The organism is Parasulfitobacter algicola (assembly GCF_013315265.1).
Taxonomy (GTDB): Bacteria; Pseudomonadota; Alphaproteobacteria; order Rhodobacterales; family Rhodobacteraceae; genus Parasulfitobacter; species Parasulfitobacter algicola.
In genome coordinates, this window is sequence record NZ_JABUFE010000002.1 from 186,495 (window position 1) to 211,115 (window position 24,621).

Here is a 24,621-nt window from a genome sequence, read left to right on the forward strand (position 1 = left end):
TTGGTCGTTGATTGAGTCAGGACGCATCCCCTTAGAAATGCGCCCAGTTTTTAGATAAAGAATCGGATCACATCAGCTGATAGCTGACTCGGAAAACCTTCACCGCAGGCGCAGCAAGAAATAGTTATGAAGCGGTTTGTATAACAGACCGGAAATAGGTAAATTTTCATAGATTTAGCTTTTCAGGATTATCAAAACATGTGGAAACGGCGAAGCATTCTGATCGGGGGACTTAGTGTTGCCGCAACCGCAGGCGTTTCATTGGGGCTGATATCGCGCTGGCAATATCTGGTGATCCATCACAGCGCCGGGCGTTTCGGGGATGAGGCAGCACTGAAAGATATCCACCGACAACGCCAACCCAACGACCCAATTGACATGGTGCCATATCATTTCCTGATCGGAAACGGGAACGGTATTGGTCTGGGGAAAGTTGTTGAAACTGAACGTTGGAAACGGGGGGTTTGGGGCGCGCATATGTCGTCAAACAACCTTGATCGTAATGTGCGGGGCATCGGCGTATGTCTAATCGGAAACTTTCATATTGGCAAACTGGACGATACGCAGTTCAACGCGGCCGTAATGTTGTGTCGGACTCTGATGCAAGAACATGATATCATACTTGAAAACGTCAGCCTTCATGGCGATACGCGTGGTGAAGCCTCGCTTTGTCCAGGTCAGCATTTTCCTAAAGATCACTTTTTCCAAGCCCTGAAAATGGCTTAGAGTTTGCGACGCGCGAACGCATCGCAATGTTTTTCAAAATAACAGATCACATCAGCTGATAGCTGACCGGCACATAGCGGAAGCCGTCGTCGCGGGTGTCGACGAAACCGGCGGCGGGGAATGGCATGTGGTATCCGATCATCGGGATTTTATCGGCGGCCAGCATACCCAAAACGCGGCGGCGGCTGGCGGCAGCGGCGGCTTTGTCCATGTCAAAGCGGACCTCCCAATCGGGATAGGCCAGCGACCAGACATAGTGATTGGCCAGATCGGCCATCAGCACCAACTGTTGCCCGTCGCTTTCCAGCATATAGGTCATGTGGCCCGGTGTGTGACCAAAGGCAGCCATGGCCGTCACCCCAGATACAACTTCGCCACCGTCTTCGATGAATGTCATTTTTTCAGCCAGCGGCGTGACATTCTGTTTGACCATGTCGCCTACGCGATTGCCGGCCTCTTGTGCAGACCAGAAATCATATTCGGCACTGGCTGTCACGTAGCGGGCGTTCGGGAATGTAGGCTGGCCGTCCGTCATCAAACCGCCAATATGATCGGGGTGCATGTGGGTAATCACGACAACGTTGACCGCGTCAGCTTCGACCCCGGCTTCTGCCAATGCTTTTTGCAGACCGCCCTGCCCCAGGCCGGTGTCAAACAAAACGACATCTGTGCCTGTGTCGATAACCGTCGGGGTAAAATAAAACTGTGCGCTGTCGGTCGAAATAAAGTTCGCTTCGGAGACAGTGGCGAATTCTTCGGGTGATACGTTCATGCCAAAGATGCTTTGCGGTTCATCCCGCGGTGTCGTACCATCCAACAAGGTCGTGACGCCAAAGCTGCCCAGGTTGAAGGTGTGGGCCAATGGCATCGGGGCTTTACCACCGTGACCACCGGCAAACCCGGGTGAAGCTGTGGCCGCAAGCAGTGGCGTGGCTGCGGTGGCAGCAATGGCCTGGCGACGGGTAAGTTTGAATGACATGCGTGTCCCTCCTGAAGTTGATGAAATGATAATAGCACGATTGCGTTCTGCGGCGACTGATATGGACAAAATTGTGATGTTATGAAATGGAACCGCCAACAGGAGATTTCCGATGACAGTTACCCGTTTCGCGCCGTCCCCCACTGGATACATTCATGTTGGCAACCTACGCACAGCGCTTTTCAATTACCTGATCGCCCGCAAGGCGGGGGGCACGTTTATTCTGCGGATTGATGACACCGACCCGGAACGGTCCAAAGAAGAATACGTTGATGCCATCAAGCAGGATCTGGACTGGCTGGGGCTGGAATGGAACCGGGTGGAACGTCAGTCAGACAGATTGGGTCGCTATGCGGATGCGGCTGATAAACTGCGCAAGATAGACCGGTTTTACGAGGCGTTTGAAACCCCGACCGAACTGGACTTGAAGCGCAAGAAACAGCTGAACATGGGCAAACCGCCGGTCTATGATCGCGCGGCCCTTGACCTGAGTGACGCTGAAAAGGACGCTCTGCGCGCGGACCGTTCGGGGCATTGGCGCTTCAAGTTGGATCAGACGCGGATTGAATGGAAAGATGGTATTCTTGGGGATATCTCAATCGATGCGGCCAGTGTATCTGACCCGGTTTTGATCCGCGGCGACGGACAGGTGCTTTATACGCTGGCGTCAGTCGTGGATGATACGGATATGGGTGTAACGCATGTGGTGCGCGGGTCTGATCACGTGACCAACACCGCGACACAAATTCAGATGATCCAGGCGCTTGGCGGCACCGTTCCCGATTTCGCGCACCATTCGCTGCTGACCGGTCCACAGGGCGAGGCTTTATCGAAGCGCCTTGGCACAATGGCCCTGCGCGATCTGCGTGAACAGGGTGTAGAGCCGATGGCACTGCTGAGCCTTATGGCACGGCTTGGATCGTCGGACCCGGTTGAGATACGCACATCCATGCAGGAATTGGCTGAAGGATTTGATCTTGACCATTTTGGATCAGCGCCCACGAAATTCGACGTGGATGATCTGTTTCCAATGACAGCGAAATATCTGCAAACACTAAACTATTCCGATGTGGCTGATGATATTCGCGCCCTTGGCGTTCCTGACGATCAGGCCCAAAATTTTTGGGCGATCACGCGCGAAAACATTACGACCAAAGCCGATCTGGCTGGCTGGTGGGTGTTATTTTCCAAAGGCGCGGATCCGGTTATTGACGAAGAGGATAAAGAATTCGTCGATCAGGCGATGGGGTTACTGCCTGATGGGCCTTTTACGGAAAGCACCTGGGGCGAGTGGACCGCTGACGTCAAACAGGCAACCGGGCGCAAGGGGCGTGGGTTATTCATGCCATTGCGCAAGGCGTTGACCGGGCAAAGCCACGGGCCGGACATGTCGCAGGTTCTGCCACTTTTACAAGTGATAAAGGCCCGCCAATAGATCGTTCAACGGGACGCTCATCAATCCCTTGCGGGCTTTCTTTGCGATTATTCCTTAGCCCGCAGAATTTGCGCAGGGCGTGCTGCAAGGGGGCGCCATGTGAACGCAAGCCCGGCCAGCATGTTGGCCAGCACGCCGCCGATGACGATGATCAGCGCGGATGACCACATCACACTGTACCCTGTTTCCATGATGAACGTGGATACAGCCCACCCTGCCGATATGCCTGCAATCAGTGCAATAATTCCGGCCGCACCGCCAAGCAAGGCCGCGCGCATGATAAAGCTGGCGAATATTGTTTTGCGTCCAGCCCCGACAGTTTTCAAAATCGCAGCCTCGTACGTGCGGGCCGCCTGCCCGGCCGCCGCGGCACCGATCAGCACCATAAAGCCCGTCAGCAACGTCGCCCCCGCGCCATAGGACGTGGCTGCCGCAATTCCCGCCAGAACATCTGACGCCAAAGCAATGGCATCGCGCACCCGGATCGCTGTAATATTGGGATAAGCATTGGCCAGATCACGCAAAATCCGTGCCTCGGCTTCGGGTTCGGCGTAAACCGTAGCGATATGGGTATGCGGCGCGCCAACCAATGCGGCCTCGTTCATGGTCATCACGAATCCGATGCCAGCGTTCGAAAAATCCACGACGCGCAGACTGGTGATGGTCGCCACGATATCCCGGCCCAGGACATTCACTGTCAACTCATCGCCAATGCCCAGCCCCATCTCAAGCGCTTCTTCTTCGGCAAAGCTGATCTGCGCGGCGCCTGTGTAGTTATCAGGCCACCATTCGCCTTCTGTCACAGTAGTATTTTCTGGCTGCGATGCCGCATAAGTCACACCGCGATCACCCGTAATCACCCAATGATCACCCGCGACTTCGCGCGCGGGACGACCGTTGATACGGCTGATCACACCGCGCAGCATTGGCGCCGTTTCCATGTTGCTGACGGCATCGTCATTCTCAAGCCGATCCAGAAAGCCGGGCAGTTGATCGTTTTGGATATCGACAAAGAAATAACTTGGGGCCACCTCAGGCAGGTCCGTTGCAATCGCGTTACGCAGATTGCCATCGATCTGTCCCACAGCGGCCAGCACCGACAGACCCAGGCCCAATGACAGCACAACCGATGTCGCCTCGTCCCGTGGACCGCCGATCGACGCCAACGCAAGACGCAGCCGCGTGCGACCCCGTGCAAAGGACCGCCGCGCCAGAACTCGCGCCGCGTAGCGAATGCCAATCGCAGACAGACTTAGGACGATCAGAACACCCATAACGCCACCCGCCGTCCAAAGTGTCAGGCGTACTGTGCCGGAAAACCACATAGCGGATCCAACAAGGGCTGTCAGTAAGGCGCCAATCGCAATCAGATAACGCAGCGCGGGCAGTTTGCGATTGCCGTCCAACGCATCCCGAAACAGGGTCGCGGCGCGAATGTCATCCGCACGCGCAAGTGGCCACAGCGTAAAGATCAGCGCTGCTAAAGTGCCGTAAAGCGCAGCTTCGATCAGCGGCATGGGGTGCAGCGTGAAATCAGCGGGCACTGGCAGGCGGGCCTCAATAAATGACCCAAGCAGCACCGGAATACCGCCGCCCAGAATGATGCCAAGAATAATGCCAAGAACTGTCAACACGCCGATCTGCATGAAATAGGTCAGGAAAATCGTGCTGCGATCTGCGCCAAGCGTTTTCAGTGTGGCAATCACGCTGGTTTTTCGCGCCAGATATGACCGGACAGCAGCCGATACGCCAACGCCGCCGACGGCCAGGCCGGACAGCCCGACCAATACCAGAAACGCGCCCAACCTGTCGACAAATTCGCGCACACCAGGGGCGCCATTGCGCGCGTCGCTCCAACGCATTCCGGTTTCTTCGAATAGCTCTTCGGCCTGTCGTTCAACCGCTGCCAGATTTACCCCATCCGGCAGATCAAGACGGTATTTCGTGGAATAAAGAGTACCCGTTTCCAACAGGCCCGCATCAGCCAGATCTGCCGTACGCACCAATGTACGCGGCCCCAACATAAATCCATCTGCCGCGCCATCGGGTTCGGTCACAATCAGTGCGGTCAGCGTAAAACTTTGTGTTCCAAGGCGAAACGTATCCCCGATTGACAGACCCAATCGGTCGACCAGGACGCGGTCCATCACACCGCCGGGTACATCATTGCCTGCTAAAGCCTGATCTAATGAAATATCGGGATCAAGCGTGATCTGGCCGATCAACGGATAGACATCATCGACGGATTTCACTTGCGTCAAGCCGCGTTCTGTCTGGTCACCATTGCCCACAACGGCCATTGATCGAAAGTCTGTCACCTCGGACACAGCCAGCGCATTCCCTGCCATCCAGGCACGTTCTTCATCGGTGGCAAAGCGATATGTAAACTCCATCTGGGCATCACCACCCAGCAGTTCAGACCCTTTTTCAGCCAGGCCTTGCTGAATGCTGGCGCGGATCGTGCCCACGGCGGCAATTGCAGCCACACCCAGCGCCAGACAGGCCAGTAAAATGCGAAACCCCTGCAAACCACCGCGCAATTCACGCGACGCGAACCGCCATGCCGTTGCGATCTTCATTCTGCGACTTTCACGGCGTCAGCCACATCAATATGTCCATCACGCAATCGGATTGTCCGGTCACAGCGCGCAGCCAGTTCGCGTGAATGGGTCACCATGACCAGCGTCGCATGATGCCGATCACGCAACCCAAACAGCAAATCCATGATGGCATCACCGTTGGCGCCATCCAAATTACCAGTGGGTTCGTCGGCCAGCAGTATTGCAGGGCGCGGGGCGGATGCACGGGCAAGGGCCACGCGCTGTTGTTCACCGCCTGACATCTGCGACGGATAGTGACCCGCCCGCTGTTCCAGCCCGACGGTTTTCAATTCAGCCTCGGCCCGGTCAAAGGCATCTTTGTGGCCCGCCAATTCCAATGGCACAGCCACGTTTTCAAGTGCCGTCATTGTCGGGATCAGATGAAAAGACTGGAACACAATACCCATATGATCGCGGCGGAAACGGGCCAATGCATCTTCGTTCATGGTGGTCAGGTCTTGCCCTAATGCCATAACAGACCCACCTGTAGCTTGCTCAAGCCCGCCCATCAGCATCAAAAGGGAGGATTTGCCAGACCCGGATGGCCCAATAAGACCAAGCGTTTCGCCGCGCTGGACGTCCAGCGTAATCTGGTGAAGAATATCAACGCGACCCGCGTTTCCATCCAATGAAAGCGCAGCATTATTTAGTGAAATGACAGGATCAGACATGAAGCGGTACACATTTCTTTACAGACACATCGCCCGGACAGGCGCCTTTTGGGGATATGGGGCAATGTCAGCATTCCGCAACCTGATCTTTGCAATTGTTTTAATTTTCCCATTCGCCGCGCGGGCCGAAACAGTCACGATTGCAGCATTGGGCGACAGCCTGACGCAAGGGTACGGACTGCCTGCCGACCAGGGATTGGTTCCACAATTGCAAGAATGGTTGCGCGGGAACGGGGCGGACGTGACTGTCATAAACGCCGGTGTATCGGGCGATACCACCGCAGGCGGGTTATCGCGCATCGGTTGGACCCTGACACCCGAGGTCGACGCAGTGATCGTGTCGCTTGGTGGTAATGATCTGCTGCGCGGCATCGACCCCGCTGCCAGCCGCGCCAATATTCGCGGCATTCTGCAAGCCACACAAACCGCAGGCGTAGATGTGTTGCTGGTCGGGATCGAAGCACCCGGAAACTATGGCCCTGATTACAAACAACAATTTGACGCAATCTATCCTGAGCTGTCTGATGAATTTGACACTGCATATTGGCCCAGTCTGTTCGCCGCGTTTGACAGCGAAAACAATGACCTAAGCGATATCGCACAATATATGCAGGCCGATGGGATCCATCCGAATGCCGACGGTGTGAAGATCATCGTTGATGCCATCGGTCCGGCCGTGCTTGATCTTGTGAATGCGGCAGATAACCCGTCATAGACCTTTGCCCCATCAACGCGTAGCCTTTGCTTACCGTAAATTAAAGGGAGGAAACCCATGTCAGTCGCACGCGTAACCGAAATTATCGCAAGTTCATCCAAATCCTTTGACGATGCTGTCGAGCAGGGCGTCGACCGTGCCTGCAAAACACTGAAAAATGTTCAGAACGCTTGGGTTCAGGATCAAAAAGTCACGGTCGCAGACGGAAAAATCAAGGAATACCGTGTAAACCTGAAAGTCACATTTATATTAAAAGACTGAATTTATGCGCGTGGACCTCGACTTTTGGGCTGCGCGCAACAGATTTAAAACCAACATATTTAAGAGGAATACACTATGTCGAATATGGATGATCTGAAGCCCGCGCTGGATGAAGAACAGCGCCAGAAGGCTGTTTATGATGCAGCCATGGCTTCGGTGAAACAATCGGAACGCAAACGTCAGGCTGCCGGATATGCAGTCATGGCAGGTGCGATGGGCTATGGCGAAGCAGCCCTGGGCGACGGAAAATTTGCAAAACTCAGCAAAGCGGCCAAGCTGTTTTGTATTGCGGCCCTGTTTATTCTGCCAAATGCTTTGATTATTTATCTGGTCTTTTGATCCATAGCCCCCGACAACCAGTCACATGCACGATCAAGTGCGGCCCGCGCGTTTTGCGACAGGCCGAACAGGTTCGCATAGGCATGAATCATGTCAGCTTCGACAACATATGTGACATCGACGTTTTGGCTGCGCAGCTTGTCTGCCAAAGCTGAACTTTGATCCAAAAGCGGATCAAAACCCGCACCCGACACCCAGGTTTTCGGAACGTTTTCCCAGCTGTCACACAACAATGGCGATGCCAATGGGTCGCCATAATCGGGGTTGTCTATAAAATGCTCTGAAAACCAGTGGATCATATCCTTGCTCAGACCAAACCCGCTGCCCATTTCGGTCAAACTGGGGTAATCATTCACGAAATCACACACTGGATACAGCAACCACAACGCATGTATCCCTTGCACATTTTGCCCCGCCATCAACGACAGACAGGCCCCCGCACTATCACCCCCAACCGCAACATGCGTGGCACCGGGGGCATACGCACCAGGATCGGAAATCACGGCCTGCGCCACTGCGATCGTATCTTTGTGTCCGGCCGGAAAGCGATGTTCAGGACCAAGGCGATAGTCCACAGATAGCACCTGCATTTGCGTGCGATCCGCGATGTACCGGCACAGCCCGTCATAGGTTTCAATATCCCCGATCACGAAGCCACCGCCATGAAAATACATCAGCAGCCCGTCTGACGGTGTCTTTGGCACATAAAGCCGCGCGTTCAGCGGCCCCGTGTCCCCTGGCACCACGATATCACGGTGTGTCACTGGCAGGGTATTGGCCCCCAAAGCGCCTGATCGAAAACTGAACAGATTGGCCGCCCGCGCCGCATCAATCCCGTCGCGTTTGCCGATCACATCAAAGCTGTCGCGCTTCATGCGTTTCTGCATCGACAAAATCGCAGCCGTATCTTCGTCCAGCGTATTGCCGCGCCGGGTGATCACCTGTTCACCCGTCATCGCGCGGCGCAGCGGCTTGGGTAGTGACAGGATAAACCGGGTCAGTCTGGCTTCAATCTCAGGGGTCATAACAGGGCCTTTATCAATACGCACAGCGTACATCCTATCGCGGATTTTGCGCTGCGCAAATCTTATGGCTTGATGATGACCTTGCCATCGGGTTTCTTCAAAGCGGCGGGCAGCTTTTCCATGACATCGCGCAAGGGCAGCACTTCGCTGATATCCGTTTTCCAGCGTCCATCTGCGAACCGCGCTTGCACTTCAGCCACGGTTTTCATCTGATCGCCGGGGGGTGTGTCACGAAACCACATGGTCAGCCAAAAGCCTTCGATCCGCTTGTTCATAAAGATGAATTGCCCCATCTCGGTCAGCTTTGGCAGGTCTGCGCTTAACTTGCCATAGGTGACCCAACGCGCGCCCGCAGGCATGGCAAAAAACATGTCTGATGATGTCTGATCCGACACTGCATCCAACATCACAGTTGGCTTAATCTCTTTGAATGCCGCCTTGGCACTGTCCAGAAAATCAGGCGCTTCGGTATTCAGAACCTCGGCCGCGCCAAGGGCTTTCAACGCAGGGATCGCATCATCGCGGCGCACCGTGGCAATGGCTTTTAGTCCTTTGTCCTTGGCCAGCCCGATCATCAGTTTGCCCAGCTGCGATGTGGCCGCCGTGATCACCAGCGCGTCGCCCGCTTTTTCGGCAATATCCACCATCGCCATGGCAGTCAGCGGGTTCACGATCTGGGCCGCACCATCTTCGTCGCTGATATCATCACGCAACGGGATGCAGCCCATGGCATCGGCCACAGCGTATTCTGCCCACGCGCCTGATCCACCTTTGCCGGCGACAAACGCCACACGCATGCCCTTTTGAACAAAACCGCCATCGCCTGCGATTTCAACCACTTCGCCGCAGCCTTCAAACCCTGCAGGCGTGCCTTTGACGCGGGGCTGACCATATTCACCCTTGATAAAGTGCAGATCAGACGGATTTACACTGGCCGCCAGGACCTTGATCAACACTTGCCCTGATCCAGGCGTCGGCACTGGAATTTCTGCGGCCTCAAGCCAATCATTCGCGCTCTCGATTTGTGGTCCGGTTGCAGTATCGCAATAGCCATCGCCTTTTTGCAAAAGCGCAAACATCGTATCAGCCATGTGTCTTTATCCATTCTTTGTAAGCGTTTATCCCAGCCTATCACACCCACACGCAAAGGGCGAACAAGTGACCACGCGAAAAGCGCCCGCAAGGATGCGATGAGCGGTCAGCGCAAGATGGGCGGTTTGTCAGGGTCTGACCCGGGCGGTGCGGGTGCCGCGCGGGTGTTGTCCAGTTCTGGCAAATCAAACCGCAATCCGACACGCGCCAGTCTTGCCGCCATTTCGTCATGCGACGCGAAAAACCCTACGTCCAGCATGCCTGCTTCAACCCCACTAAAGATCAGCGCCTCGGACACGGCATTGGCCAATGCCTGTTCGGCACCCGGCACCGCATCAACAAACGCCAACAGATGGCTTTTACCGCCACCGTCATAGCTGACCCCACAAAGATAGGCATACCGCGCCCGCCCGCCTGTGATCGCCAGTTTTGTATCAAGGGCAGTGATCAGCACCTCCGGCAGACCTTTGGGCGCGTGTAATTCAGATGGACGATCCTGCACCTGATCGGGCGTGTTCGCCAGAGTTTGCGTCACCCATGTGACAGCGTCCGCAGGCATCAGAAATTCAGACATTTCAGACCCCAGGTTCAAGCCGACACCCAATCCCTGCCCGGCCAGCATACCAGCCAGATTGCGCCCCGACAGCGCAACATAAGGCACGGTCTGTCCCGCGAATTGCGCCAGTCGCTCTTCAAGATCAAAGACCAAAACGAAACCGCTGCCATCGACCTGAAAGATGTCCGGCGTCACGGCGTCATCGTCCGGCTGGTCTGCAAGCATCAAAAACAGCTCGGCATCCGCAAACCGTTCGTAAAACCGCAACCTGTCTGCATCCAGGTCTGTGGATTGCATCTGCGCAAAGGCCTGATCAAGCGGCGTTATCTGTGTCATTCATCACCTTTTTCACACGGGCACGCAGCACGGGCAGCAAATCGCGTTCAAACCACGAATTTTTCTTCAGCCACGCTGTATTACGCCATGACGGATGGGGCAACGGGATAACGCCTGGCCCATGGTCGCGCCAGCTGGCGACGGTCTCCGTCACGTTGCCCGGTGCTTCAAGATGATATTTCTGCGCATAGCCGCCAATCAGAATGGTCAACTTGATATCTTTCAAACCGGCCATGACGCGCCCCCGCCATGTCCGCGCACAAATAGGCGGCGGCGGCAGATCAGACCCAGCGGCGTTATATCCCGGAAAGCAAAATGCCATCGGCACAATCGCCACGCGGGATCTGTCGTAAAATGCGGTCTCGTCCAACCCCAGCCAGTCGCGCAACCGCTTGCCGGACTGATCCCAGAACGGCGTATTCGCCTGATGCACCCGCATTCCCGGCGCCTGCGATGCGATCAGCAGACGCGCCCCAGGTTGAAACCAGACAATCGGATTGGGAGAATGCTGTGTCGCAGTTGCAGCAAACCTGTCTGCGCACAAACGACACCCCTTCAGGTCTTTGATTACATCATCCATCGCCGCTATATTTGGGGGCAAACCGACAGAAGACAAATGAAAAGGCCGACGCCCGAGGGAGAGCGCCGGCCCGATACTGGGTTAGCCGTTATTCGGGCGCACCCATACTTCGACCCGGCGATTCAACCCCTGGGCCAGATAATCATCATTGCAAGCCACGGCATTCAGCGGGCCATAGCCTTTGACATTGATCTTCACGCGGTCCAGCACATCGGTGCCTTTCAGCAAAACTTCAAGCTGCTCGCGCACCGACATCGCACGCCCTTCGGACAAACGCTGGTTTGCGTTGAAAGCGCCATCACTATCGGTGAAACCGGTCAGCGTGATCTCGGACCCGGCTGGCAAGTTAACGATATAATTGGCAAGACGCACCAGCTTTTGTTGTGACAGATTATCCAGAATGCTGGACCCGGTCTGAAAACGGAACGTGCTGCTAAGCCGATCCCATTCCAACAGATCAATGTACAGAGCGCGGGCCAGGTTCTGTTCTGTCGGGCTTTGCGTATCGGTGATCTGACTGCGTAAAGCTTGGGCAATGTCCTGCTGTGATTGCTGTACAATGTTCCAGCTGACAAAACCTGCCTTTTCAATGGACCCGGCCGCTGCATCACTTGATGTATAGGACAAAAGCGCCTTGACGGTTTGGGGCAGTTCGCCGTTGCGATGATAGACATACAAGCGCCGTTGCAGCGGATACTCTTCGGTTTTGATCGTGAATTCAGACGGCATGGTCGTGATGCCACATCGGCTGGTGATCGCGACAGGTTTGGTGTCGGTGTCATACCCCGCACTCAGGTATCCAATGGCCCCTTTGTCCAGAAAGATACCTTCGGCCATTTCCGCATTGCCCAGCACCACCTTGGAAGACCGTGCAAAGGATGCATTTTGCGGATTCAGAAACCTGCTCTTGATCATCTCGGATGTGCCGGACTGGCCGTTTCGGGTGTAAACTTTGACCGGAACATCTTCGCCGCCCACCTGACGCCAGTTCGTGATCCGCCCAGACAACAGTGCTGCGATTTCCGCTTCGGTCAACTGATCGACCGGATTTTCAGGGTTCAGTGATATGATGATGCCATCTGCTGCGATCACATGTTCCTGTGCCCGCGATCGCATATCGCCCGCACCTGCATTCAACAGCGCCTGATGCTCTTCCGACTTGATCGGACGCGATGACATTGCCAAATCAGCCGTTTCCGACAAAAGCGCCTGAAAGCCGCTGCTGGATCCGCGCGCTTCGACCACAGCTGTGAAATCCTTGTCGCCGCGACCGTTATCCTTGACCGCCGTCATGGTGGACAGATGCCCGCCTTGGCTGCGTTCATTTCCAACCGCCGTTCCGTTTTGCGCAGCCATTCCCTTGATCAGCAAGGGCATCAGTTCGATACCGATTGTATCAGACCCCGCAATCCGGAAATTCGCATCGATGCCATCTGTTTTCGGGCAGGCATCGCCCGTGCATTCCACCATCGCGCTGTTGACCGTCATCTGCCCTAGCGAGGTCTTGATGACATAATACCCGTCTTCGTATCGTAACAACGTACCGCGCATCACAATCTCGTCTTCATCGCGCGTTAGTGTAATTTCATTCGCCCATGCGACATTACAGCCAAAAACAAGGCAACTCGTTAACAGTACAGAACTCAACTTGGTCTTAAACAGTGTCATTACTCGTCTCCTACAGATCACTTTCAACCATTACAGGCGCAGATATCGACTCGCTTTTCCTCAGAAAACGTAGCGTCATTAACTTTTTCAAACAACCTAAAGTTGCTTTACGTTGGGTAATACAACCTTAATAACAATGGATGCCGAAAATATAAAAATGCAAAACTTGCATAATTTTAGCTGAAAAAAGCCTGTGCAGACGGCGTAATTTCCGCCTAACTTGCGCAGAACGACAAGACAGATGGAATCCTGATGGCCCGTACGCAACCTGATCTTAATACCTCGCCGCATGTTTCAGATGAGGTACGACAAACCACATGTTACATGTGCGCGTGTCGCTGTGGGATTAATGTGCATCTGAAAAATGGTAAGGTCGCCTATATCGAAGGCAACCGCGATCACCCGGTGAATCGCGGTGTTCTTTGTGCCAAGGGATCGGCAGGCATCATGCAGGTCAACGCACCATCCCGCCTGCGGGCGCCGCTGAAACGTGTGGGACCGCGTGGGTCGGGTGAGTTCGAAGAAATCACTTGGGACGAAGCACTGGGCATCGCCACCGACTGGCTGGCCCCCATCCGTGAAGCCGCACCCGAAAAGCTGGCGTTTTTCACCGGTCGCGATCAATCGCAAAGTTTTACCAGCTTTTGGGCCCAGGGCTTTGGCACCCCCAATTACGCAGCGCACGGCGGGTTTTGCAGCGTCAATATGGCCGCTGCTGGCATCTATACAATGGGCGGGGCGTTCTGGGAATTCGGCCAACCTGATTGGGAACGCACGAAACTGTTCATGTTGTTTGGCGTGGCCGAAGATCACGACAGCAACCCGATCAAGATGGGTCTGGGCCGGCTGAAAGAACGCGGTGCCAAGGTGATTGGCGTTAATCCGATCCGCACTGGCTATAACGCGATTGCAGATGAATGGCTGGGCATCACGCCCGGTACCGATGGGTTGCTTATTCTGGCGCTGATCCATGAACTGCTGAAGGCAGGCAAGATCGATCTGGACTATCTGGCCCACCGCACCAACGCGCCTGTGCTGCTGGATGATGACGGCTTGTTTCAACGTGACGGCGAAGGCCGCCCCTTGGTTCGGGATCGCACCACTGGCGAAACCGTGCCCTTTGACGCACAAAATATCATCCCCGATCTGCGTGGGGCCGATACTGTCTTTACCAAGCTGATCGAACGCTATCTTGATCCGCAATATGCCCCCGATGCCGTCGCCAAACGCTGCGGCATCCCCGCGCAAAAGATCAAACTGATTGCCGCCGAATTGGCCCGCGTCGCCTTTGACGAAGCGATTGAGATCGACCAGCCCTGGACCGATTTCCGCGGTCATTCCTATGATAAGATGATCGGCCGACCCGTCAGCTTTCATTCCATGCGCGGCATCTCGGCCCATGCGAATGGCTTCCAGACCTGCCGCGCTCTGCACGTTTTGCAGATCATTCTTGGCAGTGTCGAGGTTCCAGGCGGCTTCCGTTTCAAACCGCCCTATCCCAAGCCTGCGACCGCGCATCCCAAACCCCATTGCCGCGTCACACCGGGCCAACCACTGGACGGCCCGCATCTGGGCTTTGTACACGGCCCCGAAGATCTGTGCCTGAACGACGACGGCACACCGGCCCGCATCGACAAGGCCTTCACCTGGGAAAACCCGATGAGCGCCCACGGCCTGATGCATATGGTCATCAGCAATGCCCACGCGGGCGATCCCTATCAGATCGACACGCTGTTTCTGTATATGGCGAATATGTCGTGGAATTCGTCTATGAACTCGGCTGGCGTAATGGATATGCTGACCGACACCGATGAAAACGGCGATTATGTTATCCCGCACATCATTTATTCCGATGCCTATTCCTCGGAAATGGTGGCCTATGCCGATCTGATCCTGCCCGATACGACCTATTTGGAACGCCACGATTGCATCAGTCTGCTGGACCGTCCCATCTGCGAAGCCGATGCCGTGGCCGACGCCATCCGCTGGCCCGTGATCGAACCAGATCGCAACGTGCGCGGCTTCCAGTCTGTTCTTGTCGATCTGGGCGCACGGCTGAAACTGCCAGGTTTCATCAATGAAGACGGCAGCGCCAAATACAAAGACTACGCTGACTATATGACCCACCACATCCGCCGCCCGGGCATCGGCCCACTGGCCGGATGGCGCGAGGGTGGTGATGGGCGGGGTGATGCAAACCCCAATCAGATCGACCGCTATATCGAAAACGGCGGCTTCTGGATGGAACATATCCCAAACGAAGCGCTGTATTATAAACCATGGAATAAGGCGTATCAGGATTGGGCCGTGGCCAAGGGTTTTTACGACAGTGTGCAACCGTACATCTTTCAACTGTATGTCGAACCCATGCGCAAGTTCCAACGGGCCGCCGACGGGCACGGCACCCGCCAGCCCCCGGATCATCTGCGCGACCAGATTAGACAAAAGATGGACCCGCTGCCGATTTGGTACGATGTGAATGAAGAGGACCAGCAAGGGTCCGATGAATTCCCCATCCATGCCCTGACCCAGCGGCCTATGGCCATGTATCACAGCTGGGGTACGCAAAACGCATGGCTGCGCCAGATCCATGGTCGTAATCCGATGTATATCCCGACCAAACTTTGGGAAGCCAACGGCTTTAACACCGGTGATTGGGCGCGTGTCACCTCGCCCCACGGATCCATCACTGTGCCCGTCGCACATATGGCCGCGCTGAACGATCACACCATCTGGACATGGAACGCCATTGGCAAACGCAAAGGCGCCTGGGCGCTGGACAAAGACGCGCCCGAGGCCACCCAGGGCTTTCTGCTCAACCACATCATTCACGAACTCTTGCCCCCCAAAGGCGACGGCCTACGCTGGTCTAATTCGGACCCCATCACAGGCCAGGCCGCGTGGTTCGACCTGAAAGTGAAGATCGAAAAAGTCGATGCCCCCGCCGAAGCCCAACCCGAATTCCCACCGCAAAAATCCCCGGTCGGACAGGGCCCGGACAAGCTGACGTGGAAGGTGGGCGAATGATAACTGTTCTGTATTATAAAAAGCATAACAGAGCCCTGACCGACCCAAGGATCGCCCCCGCGTTTTCCTATGAGAATGCAAATGCAGTTTTGTACAAAAATTTAAGTACAAAACCCGTGTACAAAATATACAAAACTTCATACGGGAGGCCATAAAATGACCCAACTTCCCACCCATACCGAAAAGAAACTGGGCCTTGTGATCGACCTAGATACCTGCGTTGGCTGTCATGCCTGCGTTGTATCCTGCAAGGGCTGGAATACCGAAAATTACGGTGCGCCATTATCTGATCAGGATCCTTATGGCGCCGACCCAACAGGTACATTCCTAAACCGCGTCCATTCCTATGAAGTTCAACCAAATCAAGGGGTTGCGCAGCTTATCCACTTTCCCAAAAGCTGTTTGCATTGCGACGATGCGCCCTGCGTGACCGTCTGCCCAACCGGGGCCAGCTATAAGCGGGTCGAAGACGGCATAGTTCTGGTGAATGAAAGCGACTGTATCGGCTGTGGCCTGTGTGCCTGGGCCTGTCCTTATGGCGCGCGAGAAATGGATTCAGATCAAGGGGTTATGAAGAAATGCACCCTATGTGTCGACCGTATCTATAACGAAAACCTGCCCGAAGAAGACCGTCAACCGGCTTGTGTCCGCACCTGTCCGTCAAATGCCCGCCACTTTGGCGATCTGGCGGATTCTGAAAGCGATGTCAGTAAGTTAGTCGCCGAACGCGGCGGCATTGATCTGATGCCGGAACAGGGCACAAAACCTGTCAACAAATACCTGCCCCCGCGCCCCAAGGATACATGGGACCAGATCGACATTCTGGCCCCCCTTCTGGACCCCGTCGCGGAAGAGCCCAAGGGTTTTCTGGGTTGGCTCGATAAGACATTGGAAAAACTGTAAAAAATGCATCCAGCCCCATCAATTATTCTGTTCACCGTTTTGTCCGGCCTTGGATTTGGCCTGCTGTTCTGGCTGGGCCTTGGCTTTCCGCCCGTCACTGGATTTTCAGCTTTTGCTTTCTTTACAATCGCTTACCTGCTGGCCATCGGCGGGCTGATCAGTTCAACCTTTCACTTGGGTAATCCGCAACGTGCGCTCAAGGCCTTTACGCAATGGCAAACCAGCTGGCTTAGCCGCGAAGCGTGGCTGTCCGTTTTTGCCCTGACGTTCATGGGGTTATACGCCATTGGTGCTGTGTTTTTCGCCACGCGCATCGCGCCCCTTGGCTGGATCGGCAGCGCACTTGCGCTGGCCACAGTCTATGCCACGTCGATGATTTATGGCCAGTTGAAAACCGTCCCCCGCTGGAACCAGCCCACAACGCCTGCGTTGTTTCTGATGCTGTCGCTGGCCGGCGGTGCATTACTTGCGGGGCAGGTCACCTATGCCCTTATTTTAATAACGCTTTCCGGCGTCTTACAGGGCGCCGTCTGGTATCTGGGCGACACCCGTTTTGCAAAATCCGGCACCACAATGGAAACGGCAACCGGTTTGGGTACAATCGGTAAAGTCACCGCGTTTGAGCCACCGCACACCGGCAACAATTATCTGCTGAAAGAGATGGTCCACGTGGTTGGCCGCAAGCACAGCCAAAAACTGCGAATTATCGCAATCACATTGATGGCGATCTTGCCTATAATCCTGTTGTTGCTGCCATTTTCCCATACTCTGGGCGCACTTGCCGCCTTAAGTCACTTGGCAGGCGTCCTGACATCCCGCTGGCTTTTCTTTGCCGAGGCCGAACATGTTATTGGCCTTTATTACGGCAAAAGGGAAAGTACATAAAAACGGGCGCGTATCACCTGATCCGCGCCTCAGTTTCCGCATGAAATAACATCGCACGAATGGGGTCGTATTTCAGCCCAACCATATCACCGATTTTCGACCGTTCGTCCCCGCGTTCCTCGACAATCAGTTTTTCACCGGTCGACGCCACAAGATAGGCATAAGACACACCGCCAAGCGCCTCGGTCAGTTCGACTTTATGTGTACTTCCCGCAATGATTTCAATGTGTTCGGGCCGGATACCCAGAGTTATGGCGGTCCCGTCATCAGGCAGCGTCAAATCCATTTGAACTGTCTGATCCAGTCCTGGCACAACCACTGCACCCCCCTGAACGTGTCCGTTCACAAAGTTCATCGCAGGCGATCCGATGAAACCTGCCACGAATTTATTATCCGGGTTACGGTACAGATCCATCGGCGCGCCGACCTGTTCGATCACACCTGCGCGCAGCACGACGATCTTATCCGCCAGTGTCATCGCTTCGACCTGATCATGGGTCACATAGATCATCGTGGCGCCAATTTCCTGATGCAATCGCGCAATCTCAACGCGCATTTCGACCCGCAATTCGGCATCCAGATTGGACAGGGGTTCGTCGAACAAAAACACCTCGGGGCCACGCACAATGGCACGCCCGATCGCCACCCGCTGACGTTGTCCACCCGACAGTGCCTTGGGCTTGCGTTTCAGATAATCGTCCAGTTTGAGAACCTGACTGGCATCGCCAACCTTGCGGCGAATTTCAGCCGCAGGATGGCCGTTCATCTTCAGGCCAAATCCCATGTTTTCCTCGACCGTCATGTGCGGATAAAGCGCATAGGTCTGAAACACCATCGCCACGCCACGATCCGCCGGGTCCATCCGCGTCACGTCCCGTTGACCGATTTTGATCTGCCCTTCTGTCGTTTCTTCAAGCCCAGCAACCATCCGTAAAAGCGTTGATTTTCCGCAACCCGATGGCCCGACGAAGACACAGAATTCCCCATCTTCGATCTGCAGATCCACACCATGGATTACCTGCACGTCGCCATAGCGTTTGATCACCTCGTTCAGTGTGACACCTGACATCGTCTATCCCCCCGTTTGCGCGCGCATTTGATCAGGAAAACGCCAAGCCTGCGCCTCCTCTGCGATGGCGCGGGCCGTTTGTTTGATCAGTGGTACATGGCTTTCCAGTGCCGCTAAAGTCGTGCGTGTGGTTGAACTGGTCACTGACAGGGCACCCAAAAGCCGCCCTCGCGCTGTTAAGATCGGGACCGCGACACAGATAATGCCCGGTTCGTGTTCTTCGCGGTCAAAGCCGTAACCGTTGGTACGGATATCGGCCAATTCTGCACGCAAAGCGGCTTCGTCTACCAAAGTATGGGCCGTAAACCGGTGAAACGCCTGCATCGGCAGAATGCGCTGCAGTTCGTTTTCCGCCAGATAAGCCAACATCACTTTGCCCACGCCTGTACAATAGGCCGGGCCAACCTTGCCCGCCTGGCTGTACATCTCAATCGGGTCTGCGGCGTTGCGTTTATCGACATAAAGTACATGTGCATTATCGATCTGCGCCAAATGCACAGTTTCGCCCACCTGACCGCTTAGCACATCCAGATGCGGTCGCGCCAAAGGCGCCAGGCTGGATTGTTCCCAGGCCGCATGGGCCAGACGCACCAGTCGCACACCTAATGCATAAGTCTGACGATCCGGATCAAACCGCAGCATCCCTTGGTTGGTCAGCGTCTGCACAAAGCGGTACAGTGTCGCCTTGGGAAAGGACGACCCATCCAGCAATTCACCGAAACGCACAGGGCGGCCAAAACCAGCAACCTGGTCCAAAACGTCCAAAGCCTTGCCGACTGTGCCGTCGCCTGACTGCGTCGCGGTCATGTACCCTCCCTTAGGTCAGCGTTTTTTAGAATCTCTGCTTCGACCTGTTGACAACCCTAGGCGAGTCGGCGTTAAGATTTCAATATACAAAACTAAGTTTCAAATAATGAAACCGAAATTTAGGAAAGCATCCAGGGAGGAAACCATGCGTTCCATGTTGAAAGCGTCCATCGCGGCGTTTGCGACGACCGCCATCCTTGCAAGCAGTGCGTTTGCAGCGGGCCACAGCGAAAAGCTGACCGGCGATCTGAAAATATTCCTTGATACGTCGAATCCGGCGCCACGTGCGACGTTCGAAGGTCTGATCGAAGACTTTCAGACCATGCACCCGGATCTGAATATCGAAACGACTATCATTGATCGCGAGGCTTATAAAACCCAGATCCGCAACTTCCTGACAGCCAATCCGCCCGATGTGGCGGCATGGTACGCAGGCAACCGCATGCTGCCCTATGTTGAACCTGGACTTTTCGAGGATGTATCAGACCTGTGGGATGATGAGCTAAGCACACAGCTGGCTTCCACCAAATCCGCGATGACACTTGATGGCAAGCAATGGGGCGTGCCCTATTCTTACTATCATTGGGGTATTTATTACCGCAAAGATATCTATGAACAATACGGCCTGAGCGAGCCCAAAACATGGGATGAATTCAAGGCAAACTGCCAGACTTTGCTGGACAATGATATCAAATGCTTCACCATCGGAACCAAGTTTCTGTGGACGGCTGCGGGCTGGTTTGACTATCTGAACCTGCGCACCAATGGTTATGAATTCCACATGGCTTTGACCAACGGCGAAGTCGAATGGACAGACGATCGTGTCAAACAGACCTTCGCCAACTGGCGCGAGCTGATCGACATGGGGGCCTTTATCGACAACCACACCAGCTATAGCTGGCAGGAAGCACTGCCGTTTATGGTCCAAGGCGATGCTGCGGCGTATCTGATGGGGAACTTTGCGGTTGATCCGATGCAAACCGCAGGCCTGACCGATGATGAACTGGATTTCCACCAGTTCCCGATGATCGTCGAAGGCATCCCAATGGCCGAAGATGCGCCAACCGACACGCTGCATATTCCAGCGAATGCGGCCAATAAGGATAACGCCCGTGCGTTCCTGCGTTATGTCACTTCGGCAGATGTTCAAACAGAGATCAACGGCCAGTTGGGCCAGTTGCCGGTGAACAATCAGTCATCCGTGAACCAGGACGACAAATTCGTCGTCGAAGGGTTCGAGATGCTGAACAACGCATCGGCCCTGGCGCAGTTCTTTGACCGCGATGCCCCTGCTGAAATGGCAAAAGCGGCGATGGAAGGCTTTCAGGAATTCATGGTGCGTCCTGATAATCTGGACACCATCCTGAACCGCCTGGAACGTGCGCGTCAGCGTATCTACTAAAATAATCGCCCCATCCTGACCACAGGGTGGGGCCACCCCATGAAACCCCAAAACGATTGCCGAGGCCCGCATGACAACAGCGCTTCCTCAGACCGAATATGATCCACCGAAATCATCCTGGTGGCGACGCAATCAGATCGGGATTTCGCCTTGGCTTTTTCTGGCCCCTGGCATTCTGTTTTTCGCATTTTACGTTATTTTCCCGATCTTCCAAAGCTTTAACGTCTCGTTCTATGACTGGGACGGACTGGGGGATGCGGAATTTGTCGGCGTTGAAAATTATCAAGAACTGTATTGGGATGACGCTTTTTACACATCCCTTTGGAACAATCTTCTGTGGTTGGTGCTATACCTTCTTGCGATTCCAGGTGGTCTGTTCATCGCCCTTTTCCTGAACCAGACCGTCACTGGCATTCGCCTGTATAAGTCGCTGTTTTTCTTTCCCTTCGTGATTTCCCAAGTCGTCGTCGGGCTGGTCTTTACCTGGTTCTATGATCCCACATTCGGACTTTTGAATTCCATCATCGGAACGTTTGGCATGGGTCCGATCAATGTTCTGGGCGACGAAAACTATGTCACCTATGGGATCATTCTGGCCGGGCTATGGCCGCAGACGGCCTATTGCATGATCCTGTATCTGACCGGCCTGAACGCCGTGGACCCAGAACAGGTTGAAGCGGCGCGTCTGGATGGGGCTAAGGGCGCGCGGATGTTGTGGTATGTGATCTTGCCGCAACTCAAGCCCGCCACATTCATCGCTTTTGTCGTCACCATCATCGGCGCGCTCAGGTCGTTTGACCTGATCAGCATCATGACCAACGGTGGTCCCTTTGGCGAAAGCCGCGTGCTTAGTTTTTACATGTTCGAAGTCGCCCTGTCCGAATATGGCTTCCGTATGGGATACGGTGCTGCCATCGCCGTGGTCCTGTTCCTGATCATGCTGATCTTTATCGCGTATTTCCTGTGGTCGATGTACCAAGAGGAACGCACAAGATGACCTTGATCCGTCAAGACGCCGATACCATCTGCGCTGGTTTTCCGGGTGCCATACAAGCCCACCCGCCAGAATTGGTCAGTTGGAAAGTGGGCGGCAAGATGTTTGCCTGTTTCGGGGGCGAACGCGACATGAATGGTGTGTCCGTAAAATGTCCTGATGTCGACACAGCCACCATGCTGATTGATACAGGCACCGCTATCCGCGCACCTTATTTCCACAAAAGCTGGGTCAGGCTGCCATTCGATACCACGACAAAAGACGAAATGGTGCATCGCCTTGGCGTATCCTATGACGTGATCCGCAAATCACTGCCTAAGTCTGTGCGTGACCCCCTGCCTGCGCGAAAGGTCAGCTGATGTTTCCAAAACCCATCGAAAAATCATCTCGCACGTGGCAACTGACCTATCAGGGTCTTTTACCTCTTGCGCTGATCATGTGGCTTTTGCCCCTGCTTGCCGTCGCCGTCTTTTCCATCAAACCCGAGGCCGATTTTACCACTGGCAACTATTGGGGATTTCCGTCGTCTTTCGAAGGCTTCAACAACTATGGCAGAGTCTTTTTCGACAGCGACATGCCGCGCTATCTGCTCAATTCCGTTTTCATCACTGTGCCAACGGTTATTGGTGCTGTGGCCCTATCCTGCATGACCGGCTTTGCGCTTGGCATCTATAAGTTCAAGTCGAACCTGTGGATTTTCTTCATGTTCGTCGCGGGCAATTTCGTACCTTTCCAGATCCTGATGGTGCCCGTCCGCGATTTGACCCTTGATATGGGGCTTTATAACACGAAACTGGGCCTTGTGCTGTTTCACGTCGCCTTCCAGACCGGATTTTGCACCTTGTTCATGCGTAACTTCATCCGCGCGCTGCCCTTTGAACTGATCGAAGCTGCCCGCGTCGAAGGCATCGCTGAATGGCGTATTTTTGTCTATGTCGTGCTGCCCCTGATGAAGCCTGCGATTGCGGCCCTGTCAGTGCTGATCTTTACCTTTATCTGGAACGATTATTTCTGGGCCATCGTTTTGACCCAAGGCGTCGAAAGCCAGCCGGTCACAGCGGGTATCACATCGTTCAACGCGCAATTCCGCGCCGCCTATCACCTGATGAGCGCGGGCAGCATCGTCGCCGCCCTGCCGCCTGTCGCCATGTTCTTCCTGATGCAGAAACACTTCATCGCAGGTCTTACCTTGGGGGCTGTTAAATGACCAAGATCGCTTTTATCGGTGCCGGATCCACCATTTTCATGAAAAACATCGTAGGCGATTGCCTACATTTCGATGCGCTGCGCGATGCCACCTTTGCGCTGATGGACATTGACACAACACGGCTGGACGAAAGCGCTCTGGTGGCCCGTAAGATGATTGCGACGATGGGCACAGGTGCGTTGGTCGAAACATACACCGATCAACGTGCCGCCCTGAATGGCGCTGATTTCGTCGTAACCGCATTTCAGATTGGCGGCTATAAGCCCTGCACCGTCACCGATTTCGACACCCCAAAGCAATATGGCCTGCGCCAGACCATTGCCGATACGCTTGGCATCGGTGGTATCATGCGCGGCCTGCGCACCGTGCCACATCTGTGGAAAGTGGCTGAAGATATGCGCGCTGTGTGTCCGGGCGCGACGCTGTTGCAATACGTCAACCCAATGGCGATCAATTGCTGGGCGCTGGCGGAACGCTATCCGGATATCAAACAGGTGGGGCTGTGCCATTCGGTCCAGAATACCGTTCAGGAAATCGCCCATGATCTGGATCTGCCCGAACATGAAATCCGCTATCGTGTGGCGGGTATCAATCACGTGGCCTTTTTCCTTGATCTGACCCATCAGGGCCGTGATCTGTATCCCGATTTGCGCACGGGGTATCATACCGGCCGCCTGCCCAAGCCGCCGCTGCTAATGCCCCGCTGTCCCAACCATGTCCGCTACGAGGTGATGGATCACTTCGGCTATTTCTGCACTGAATCCTCGGAACATCTGGCCGAATACGTGCCTTGGTTTATCAAACAAGACCGCCCCGACCTGATCGAAATATTCGGTATCCCGCTGGACGAATACCCCAAACGTTGCGAAGAACAGATCGCTGACTGGTCCACCCAGGCCGAAACCCTGAAGACCGCGGCTAGCATCGATGTGCCCAAAAGCCACGAATTCGCGGCCGAAATCATGAATGCGCAACTCACTGACACGCCCTATGTCATCTACGGCAATCTGCCCAACACCGGCCAACTGCCTGCCCTGTCTATGGGCGCCGTGGTCGAAACGCCGTGCTTGGTTGATGCAAATGGGATCCAGCCCACTACCGTCACCGATCTGCCGCCGCAATTGGCCGCGCTCATGCGCACCCAGATTAACGTACAGGAACTGACCGTGCGCGCGCTGCTGGATGAAAATATCGACCACATCTATCACGCCGCCTATATGGACCCGCACACCGCCGCCGAGTTGGACCTGCGCCAGATCCGCGATCTGACAACCGATCTACTGGCCGCCCACACCGATTGGCTTCCCGATTGGGCGCGCATTCGCAAGGCAGCCTGATCCCTTC

23 protein-coding genes are annotated in these 24,621 nt (G+C 54.9%); 13 read left to right on the forward strand and 10 right to left on the reverse strand.

Annotated elements, in window-relative coordinates; all coding sequences use genetic code 11:
• The first annotated feature begins 198 nt into the window (after nt 1-198).
• On the forward strand, nt 199-726 hold the full coding sequence (locus HRQ87_RS04670) for a peptidoglycan recognition protein family protein (RefSeq protein ID WP_174135752.1): 528 nt from the start codon (nt 199-201) through the stop codon (nt 724-726).
• A 46-nt stretch (nt 727-772) separates the two neighbouring features.
• On the opposite strand, the gene HRQ87_RS04675 is transcribed toward HRQ87_RS04670, so the two are convergent.
• Nucleotides 773-1,705, reverse strand: a complete 933-nt coding sequence (locus HRQ87_RS04675) for an MBL fold metallo-hydrolase (protein ID WP_174135754.1) — start codon at nt 1,703-1,705, stop codon at nt 773-775.
• 112 nt (nt 1,706-1,817) lie between these two features.
• On the opposite strand from HRQ87_RS04675, the gene gltX reads away from it, so the two are divergent.
• Complete coding sequence (gltX, locus tag HRQ87_RS04680) at nt 1,818-3,140, forward strand: glutamate--tRNA ligase (RefSeq protein ID WP_174135756.1); 1,323 nt, start codon at nt 1,818-1,820, stop codon at nt 3,138-3,140.
• Nucleotides 3,141-3,187: 47 nt separating this feature from the next.
• Here gltX and HRQ87_RS04685 read toward each other — a convergent pair whose 3' ends face one another.
• A complete protein-coding gene (locus HRQ87_RS04685; protein ID WP_174135758.1) occupies nt 3,188-5,719 on the reverse strand; it encodes an ABC transporter permease in 2,532 nt (843 codons plus the stop codon).
• Nucleotides 5,716-6,411, reverse strand: coding sequence for an ABC transporter ATP-binding protein (locus HRQ87_RS04690; RefSeq protein ID WP_174135760.1), 696 nt, complete (start codon nt 6,409-6,411; stop codon nt 5,716-5,718). The genes HRQ87_RS04685 and HRQ87_RS04690 overlap by 4 nt, the downstream gene beginning before the upstream one ends.
• A gap of 64 nt (nt 6,412-6,475) precedes the next feature.
• Here HRQ87_RS04690 and HRQ87_RS04695 point away from each other — a divergent pair, with 64 nt between their 5' ends.
• From HRQ87_RS04695 to HRQ87_RS04705, 3 genes are all read left to right on the forward strand, one after another.
• The gene (locus HRQ87_RS04695) at nt 6,476-7,126 is read left to right on the forward strand and encodes an arylesterase (protein ID WP_174136299.1); all 651 of its coding nucleotides are present in this window, start codon (nt 6,476-6,478) and stop codon (nt 7,124-7,126) included.
• 57 nt (nt 7,127-7,183) lie between these two features.
• Nucleotides 7,184-7,387 carry a dodecin family protein gene (locus HRQ87_RS04700; protein ID WP_174135762.1) on the forward strand — a complete coding sequence of 68 codons (204 nt, stop codon included), beginning with the start codon at nt 7,184-7,186 and terminating at the stop codon, nt 7,385-7,387.
• A gap of 75 nt (nt 7,388-7,462) precedes the next feature.
• Nucleotides 7,463-7,726 (forward strand): hypothetical protein, encoded by a 264-nt coding sequence (locus tag HRQ87_RS04705; protein ID WP_174135764.1) that lies wholly within the window; start codon nt 7,463-7,465, stop codon nt 7,724-7,726.
• Here the strand turns inward: HRQ87_RS04705 and HRQ87_RS20555 are convergent.
• From HRQ87_RS20555 to HRQ87_RS04730, 5 genes are all read right to left on the reverse strand, one after another.
• Nucleotides 7,711-8,775: an alpha/beta hydrolase fold domain-containing protein gene (locus HRQ87_RS20555; protein WP_174135766.1), complete on the reverse strand. Its 1,065-nt coding sequence runs from the start codon at nt 8,773-8,775 to the stop codon at nt 7,711-7,713. The two genes, HRQ87_RS04705 and HRQ87_RS20555, sit on opposite strands and share 16 nt — an antisense overlap.
• Nucleotides 8,776-8,813: 38 nt before the next feature.
• Nucleotides 8,814-9,842, reverse strand: coding sequence for an alcohol dehydrogenase catalytic domain-containing protein (locus HRQ87_RS04715; protein WP_174135768.1), 1,029 nt, complete (start codon nt 9,840-9,842; stop codon nt 8,814-8,816).
• 107 nt (nt 9,843-9,949) lie between these two features.
• Nucleotides 9,950-10,735, reverse strand: a complete 786-nt coding sequence (locus HRQ87_RS04720; RefSeq protein WP_174135770.1) for an SseB family protein — start codon at nt 10,733-10,735, stop codon at nt 9,950-9,952.
• Nucleotides 10,713-11,315 carry a uracil-DNA glycosylase family protein gene (locus HRQ87_RS04725; RefSeq protein WP_174135772.1) on the reverse strand — a complete coding sequence of 201 codons (603 nt, stop codon included), beginning with the start codon at nt 11,313-11,315 and terminating at the stop codon, nt 10,713-10,715. The genes HRQ87_RS04720 and HRQ87_RS04725 overlap by 23 nt, the downstream gene beginning before the upstream one ends.
• 81 nt (nt 11,316-11,396) lie before the next feature.
• On the reverse strand, nt 11,397-12,983 hold the full coding sequence (locus HRQ87_RS04730; RefSeq protein ID WP_174135774.1) for a phosphate ABC transporter substrate-binding/OmpA family protein: 1,587 nt from the start codon (nt 12,981-12,983) through the stop codon (nt 11,397-11,399).
• Between the two features lie 252 nt (nt 12,984-13,235).
• Between HRQ87_RS04730 and HRQ87_RS04735 the strand changes: the two genes are divergently transcribed.
• The 3 genes from HRQ87_RS04735 to HRQ87_RS04745 all read left to right on the forward strand — a co-directional run bounded on the left by HRQ87_RS04735 (nt 13,236) and on the right by HRQ87_RS04745 (nt 17,798).
• Nucleotides 13,236-16,010 carry a molybdopterin oxidoreductase family protein gene (locus tag HRQ87_RS04735; RefSeq protein ID WP_174135777.1) on the forward strand — a complete coding sequence of 925 codons (2,775 nt, stop codon included), beginning with the start codon at nt 13,236-13,238 and terminating at the stop codon, nt 16,008-16,010.
• Between the two features lie 156 nt (nt 16,011-16,166).
• On the forward strand, nt 16,167-16,913 hold the full coding sequence (locus HRQ87_RS04740; protein WP_174135779.1) for a 4Fe-4S dicluster domain-containing protein: 747 nt from the start codon (nt 16,167-16,169) through the stop codon (nt 16,911-16,913).
• 3 nt (nt 16,914-16,916) lie between these two features.
• Nucleotides 16,917-17,798: a dimethyl sulfoxide reductase anchor subunit family protein gene (locus HRQ87_RS04745; RefSeq protein WP_174135780.1), complete on the forward strand. Its 882-nt coding sequence runs from the start codon at nt 16,917-16,919 to the stop codon at nt 17,796-17,798.
• A 13-nt stretch (nt 17,799-17,811) separates the two neighbouring features.
• Here the strand turns inward: HRQ87_RS04745 and HRQ87_RS04750 are convergent, their stop codons facing one another.
• Nucleotides 17,812-18,867 carry an ABC transporter ATP-binding protein gene (locus HRQ87_RS04750; protein ID WP_174135782.1) on the reverse strand — a complete coding sequence of 352 codons (1,056 nt, stop codon included), beginning with the start codon at nt 18,865-18,867 and terminating at the stop codon, nt 17,812-17,814.
• A 3-nt stretch (nt 18,868-18,870) separates the two neighbouring features.
• Nucleotides 18,871-19,674: an IclR family transcriptional regulator gene (locus tag HRQ87_RS04755; RefSeq protein ID WP_174135784.1), complete on the reverse strand. Its 804-nt coding sequence runs from the start codon at nt 19,672-19,674 to the stop codon at nt 18,871-18,873.
• Between the two features lie 145 nt (nt 19,675-19,819).
• On the opposite strand from HRQ87_RS04755, the gene HRQ87_RS04760 reads away from it, so the two are divergent.
• From HRQ87_RS04760 to melA, 5 genes are all read left to right on the forward strand, one after another.
• Complete coding sequence (locus HRQ87_RS04760; protein ID WP_174135786.1) at nt 19,820-21,076, forward strand: ABC transporter substrate-binding protein; 1,257 nt, start codon at nt 19,820-19,822, stop codon at nt 21,074-21,076.
• Nucleotides 21,077-21,146: 70 nt separating this feature from the next.
• Nucleotides 21,147-22,073 carry a carbohydrate ABC transporter permease gene (locus HRQ87_RS04765; RefSeq protein WP_174135788.1) on the forward strand — a complete coding sequence of 309 codons (927 nt, stop codon included), beginning with the start codon at nt 21,147-21,149 and terminating at the stop codon, nt 22,071-22,073.
• The gene (locus HRQ87_RS04770) at nt 22,070-22,429 is read left to right on the forward strand and encodes an MmcQ/YjbR family DNA-binding protein (RefSeq protein WP_174135790.1); all 360 of its coding nucleotides are present in this window, start codon (nt 22,070-22,072) and stop codon (nt 22,427-22,429) included. The genes HRQ87_RS04765 and HRQ87_RS04770 overlap by 4 nt, the downstream gene beginning before the upstream one ends.
• The gene (locus HRQ87_RS04775) at nt 22,429-23,277 is read left to right on the forward strand and encodes a carbohydrate ABC transporter permease (RefSeq protein WP_174135792.1); all 849 of its coding nucleotides are present in this window, start codon (nt 22,429-22,431) and stop codon (nt 23,275-23,277) included. Before HRQ87_RS04770 ends, HRQ87_RS04775 begins: the two co-directional genes overlap by 1 nt.
• Entirely contained in the window at nt 23,274-24,614 is a 1,341-nt protein-coding gene (melA, locus tag HRQ87_RS04780) for an alpha-glucosidase/alpha-galactosidase (protein ID WP_174135794.1), read from the forward strand. Before HRQ87_RS04775 ends, melA begins: the two co-directional genes overlap by 4 nt.
• Nucleotides 24,615-24,621: the final 7 nt, after the last annotated feature.

What these genes read in the sequence shown, in the direction of transcription:
- HRQ87_RS04670 (WP_174135752.1), top strand. Translation starts at nt 199, where the DNA reads ATGTGGAAACGGCGAAGCATTCTGATCGGGGGACTTAGTGTTGCCGCA.
- HRQ87_RS04675 (WP_174135754.1), bottom strand. Translation starts at nt 1,705, where the DNA reads ATGTCATTCAAACTTACCCGTCGCCAGGCCATTGCTGCCACCGCAGCC.
- gltX (WP_174135756.1), top strand. Translation starts at nt 1,818, where the DNA reads ATGACAGTTACCCGTTTCGCGCCGTCCCCCACTGGATACATTCATGTT.
- HRQ87_RS04685 (WP_174135758.1), bottom strand. Translation starts at nt 5,719, where the DNA reads ATGAAGATCGCAACGGCATGGCGGTTCGCGTCGCGTGAATTGCGCGGT.
- HRQ87_RS04690 (WP_174135760.1), bottom strand. Translation starts at nt 6,411, where the DNA reads ATGTCTGATCCTGTCATTTCACTAAATAATGCTGCGCTTTCATTGGAT.
- HRQ87_RS04695 (WP_174136299.1), top strand. Translation starts at nt 6,476, where the DNA reads ATGTCAGCATTCCGCAACCTGATCTTTGCAATTGTTTTAATTTTCCCA.
- HRQ87_RS04700 (WP_174135762.1), top strand. Translation starts at nt 7,184, where the DNA reads ATGTCAGTCGCACGCGTAACCGAAATTATCGCAAGTTCATCCAAATCC.
- HRQ87_RS04705 (WP_174135764.1), top strand. Translation starts at nt 7,463, where the DNA reads ATGTCGAATATGGATGATCTGAAGCCCGCGCTGGATGAAGAACAGCGC.
- HRQ87_RS04715 (WP_174135768.1), bottom strand. Translation starts at nt 9,842, where the DNA reads ATGGCTGATACGATGTTTGCGCTTTTGCAAAAAGGCGATGGCTATTGC.
- HRQ87_RS04720 (WP_174135770.1), bottom strand. Translation starts at nt 10,735, where the DNA reads ATGACACAGATAACGCCGCTTGATCAGGCCTTTGCGCAGATGCAATCC.
- HRQ87_RS04725 (WP_174135772.1), bottom strand. Translation starts at nt 11,315, where the DNA reads ATGGATGATGTAATCAAAGACCTGAAGGGGTGTCGTTTGTGCGCAGAC.
- HRQ87_RS04730 (WP_174135774.1), bottom strand. Translation starts at nt 12,983, where the DNA reads ATGACACTGTTTAAGACCAAGTTGAGTTCTGTACTGTTAACGAGTTGC.
- HRQ87_RS04735 (WP_174135777.1), top strand. Translation starts at nt 13,236, where the DNA reads ATGGCCCGTACGCAACCTGATCTTAATACCTCGCCGCATGTTTCAGAT.
- HRQ87_RS04740 (WP_174135779.1), top strand. Translation starts at nt 16,167, where the DNA reads ATGACCCAACTTCCCACCCATACCGAAAAGAAACTGGGCCTTGTGATC.
- HRQ87_RS04745 (WP_174135780.1), top strand. Translation starts at nt 16,917, where the DNA reads ATGCATCCAGCCCCATCAATTATTCTGTTCACCGTTTTGTCCGGCCTT.
- HRQ87_RS04750 (WP_174135782.1), bottom strand. Translation starts at nt 18,867, where the DNA reads ATGTCAGGTGTCACACTGAACGAGGTGATCAAACGCTATGGCGACGTG.
- HRQ87_RS04755 (WP_174135784.1), bottom strand. Translation starts at nt 19,674, where the DNA reads ATGACCGCGACGCAGTCAGGCGACGGCACAGTCGGCAAGGCTTTGGAC.
- HRQ87_RS04760 (WP_174135786.1), top strand. Translation starts at nt 19,820, where the DNA reads ATGCGTTCCATGTTGAAAGCGTCCATCGCGGCGTTTGCGACGACCGCC.
- HRQ87_RS04765 (WP_174135788.1), top strand. Translation starts at nt 21,147, where the DNA reads ATGACAACAGCGCTTCCTCAGACCGAATATGATCCACCGAAATCATCC.
- HRQ87_RS04770 (WP_174135790.1), top strand. Translation starts at nt 22,070, where the DNA reads ATGACCTTGATCCGTCAAGACGCCGATACCATCTGCGCTGGTTTTCCG.
- HRQ87_RS04775 (WP_174135792.1), top strand. Translation starts at nt 22,429, where the DNA reads ATGTTTCCAAAACCCATCGAAAAATCATCTCGCACGTGGCAACTGACC.
- melA (WP_174135794.1), top strand. Translation starts at nt 23,274, where the DNA reads ATGACCAAGATCGCTTTTATCGGTGCCGGATCCACCATTTTCATGAAA.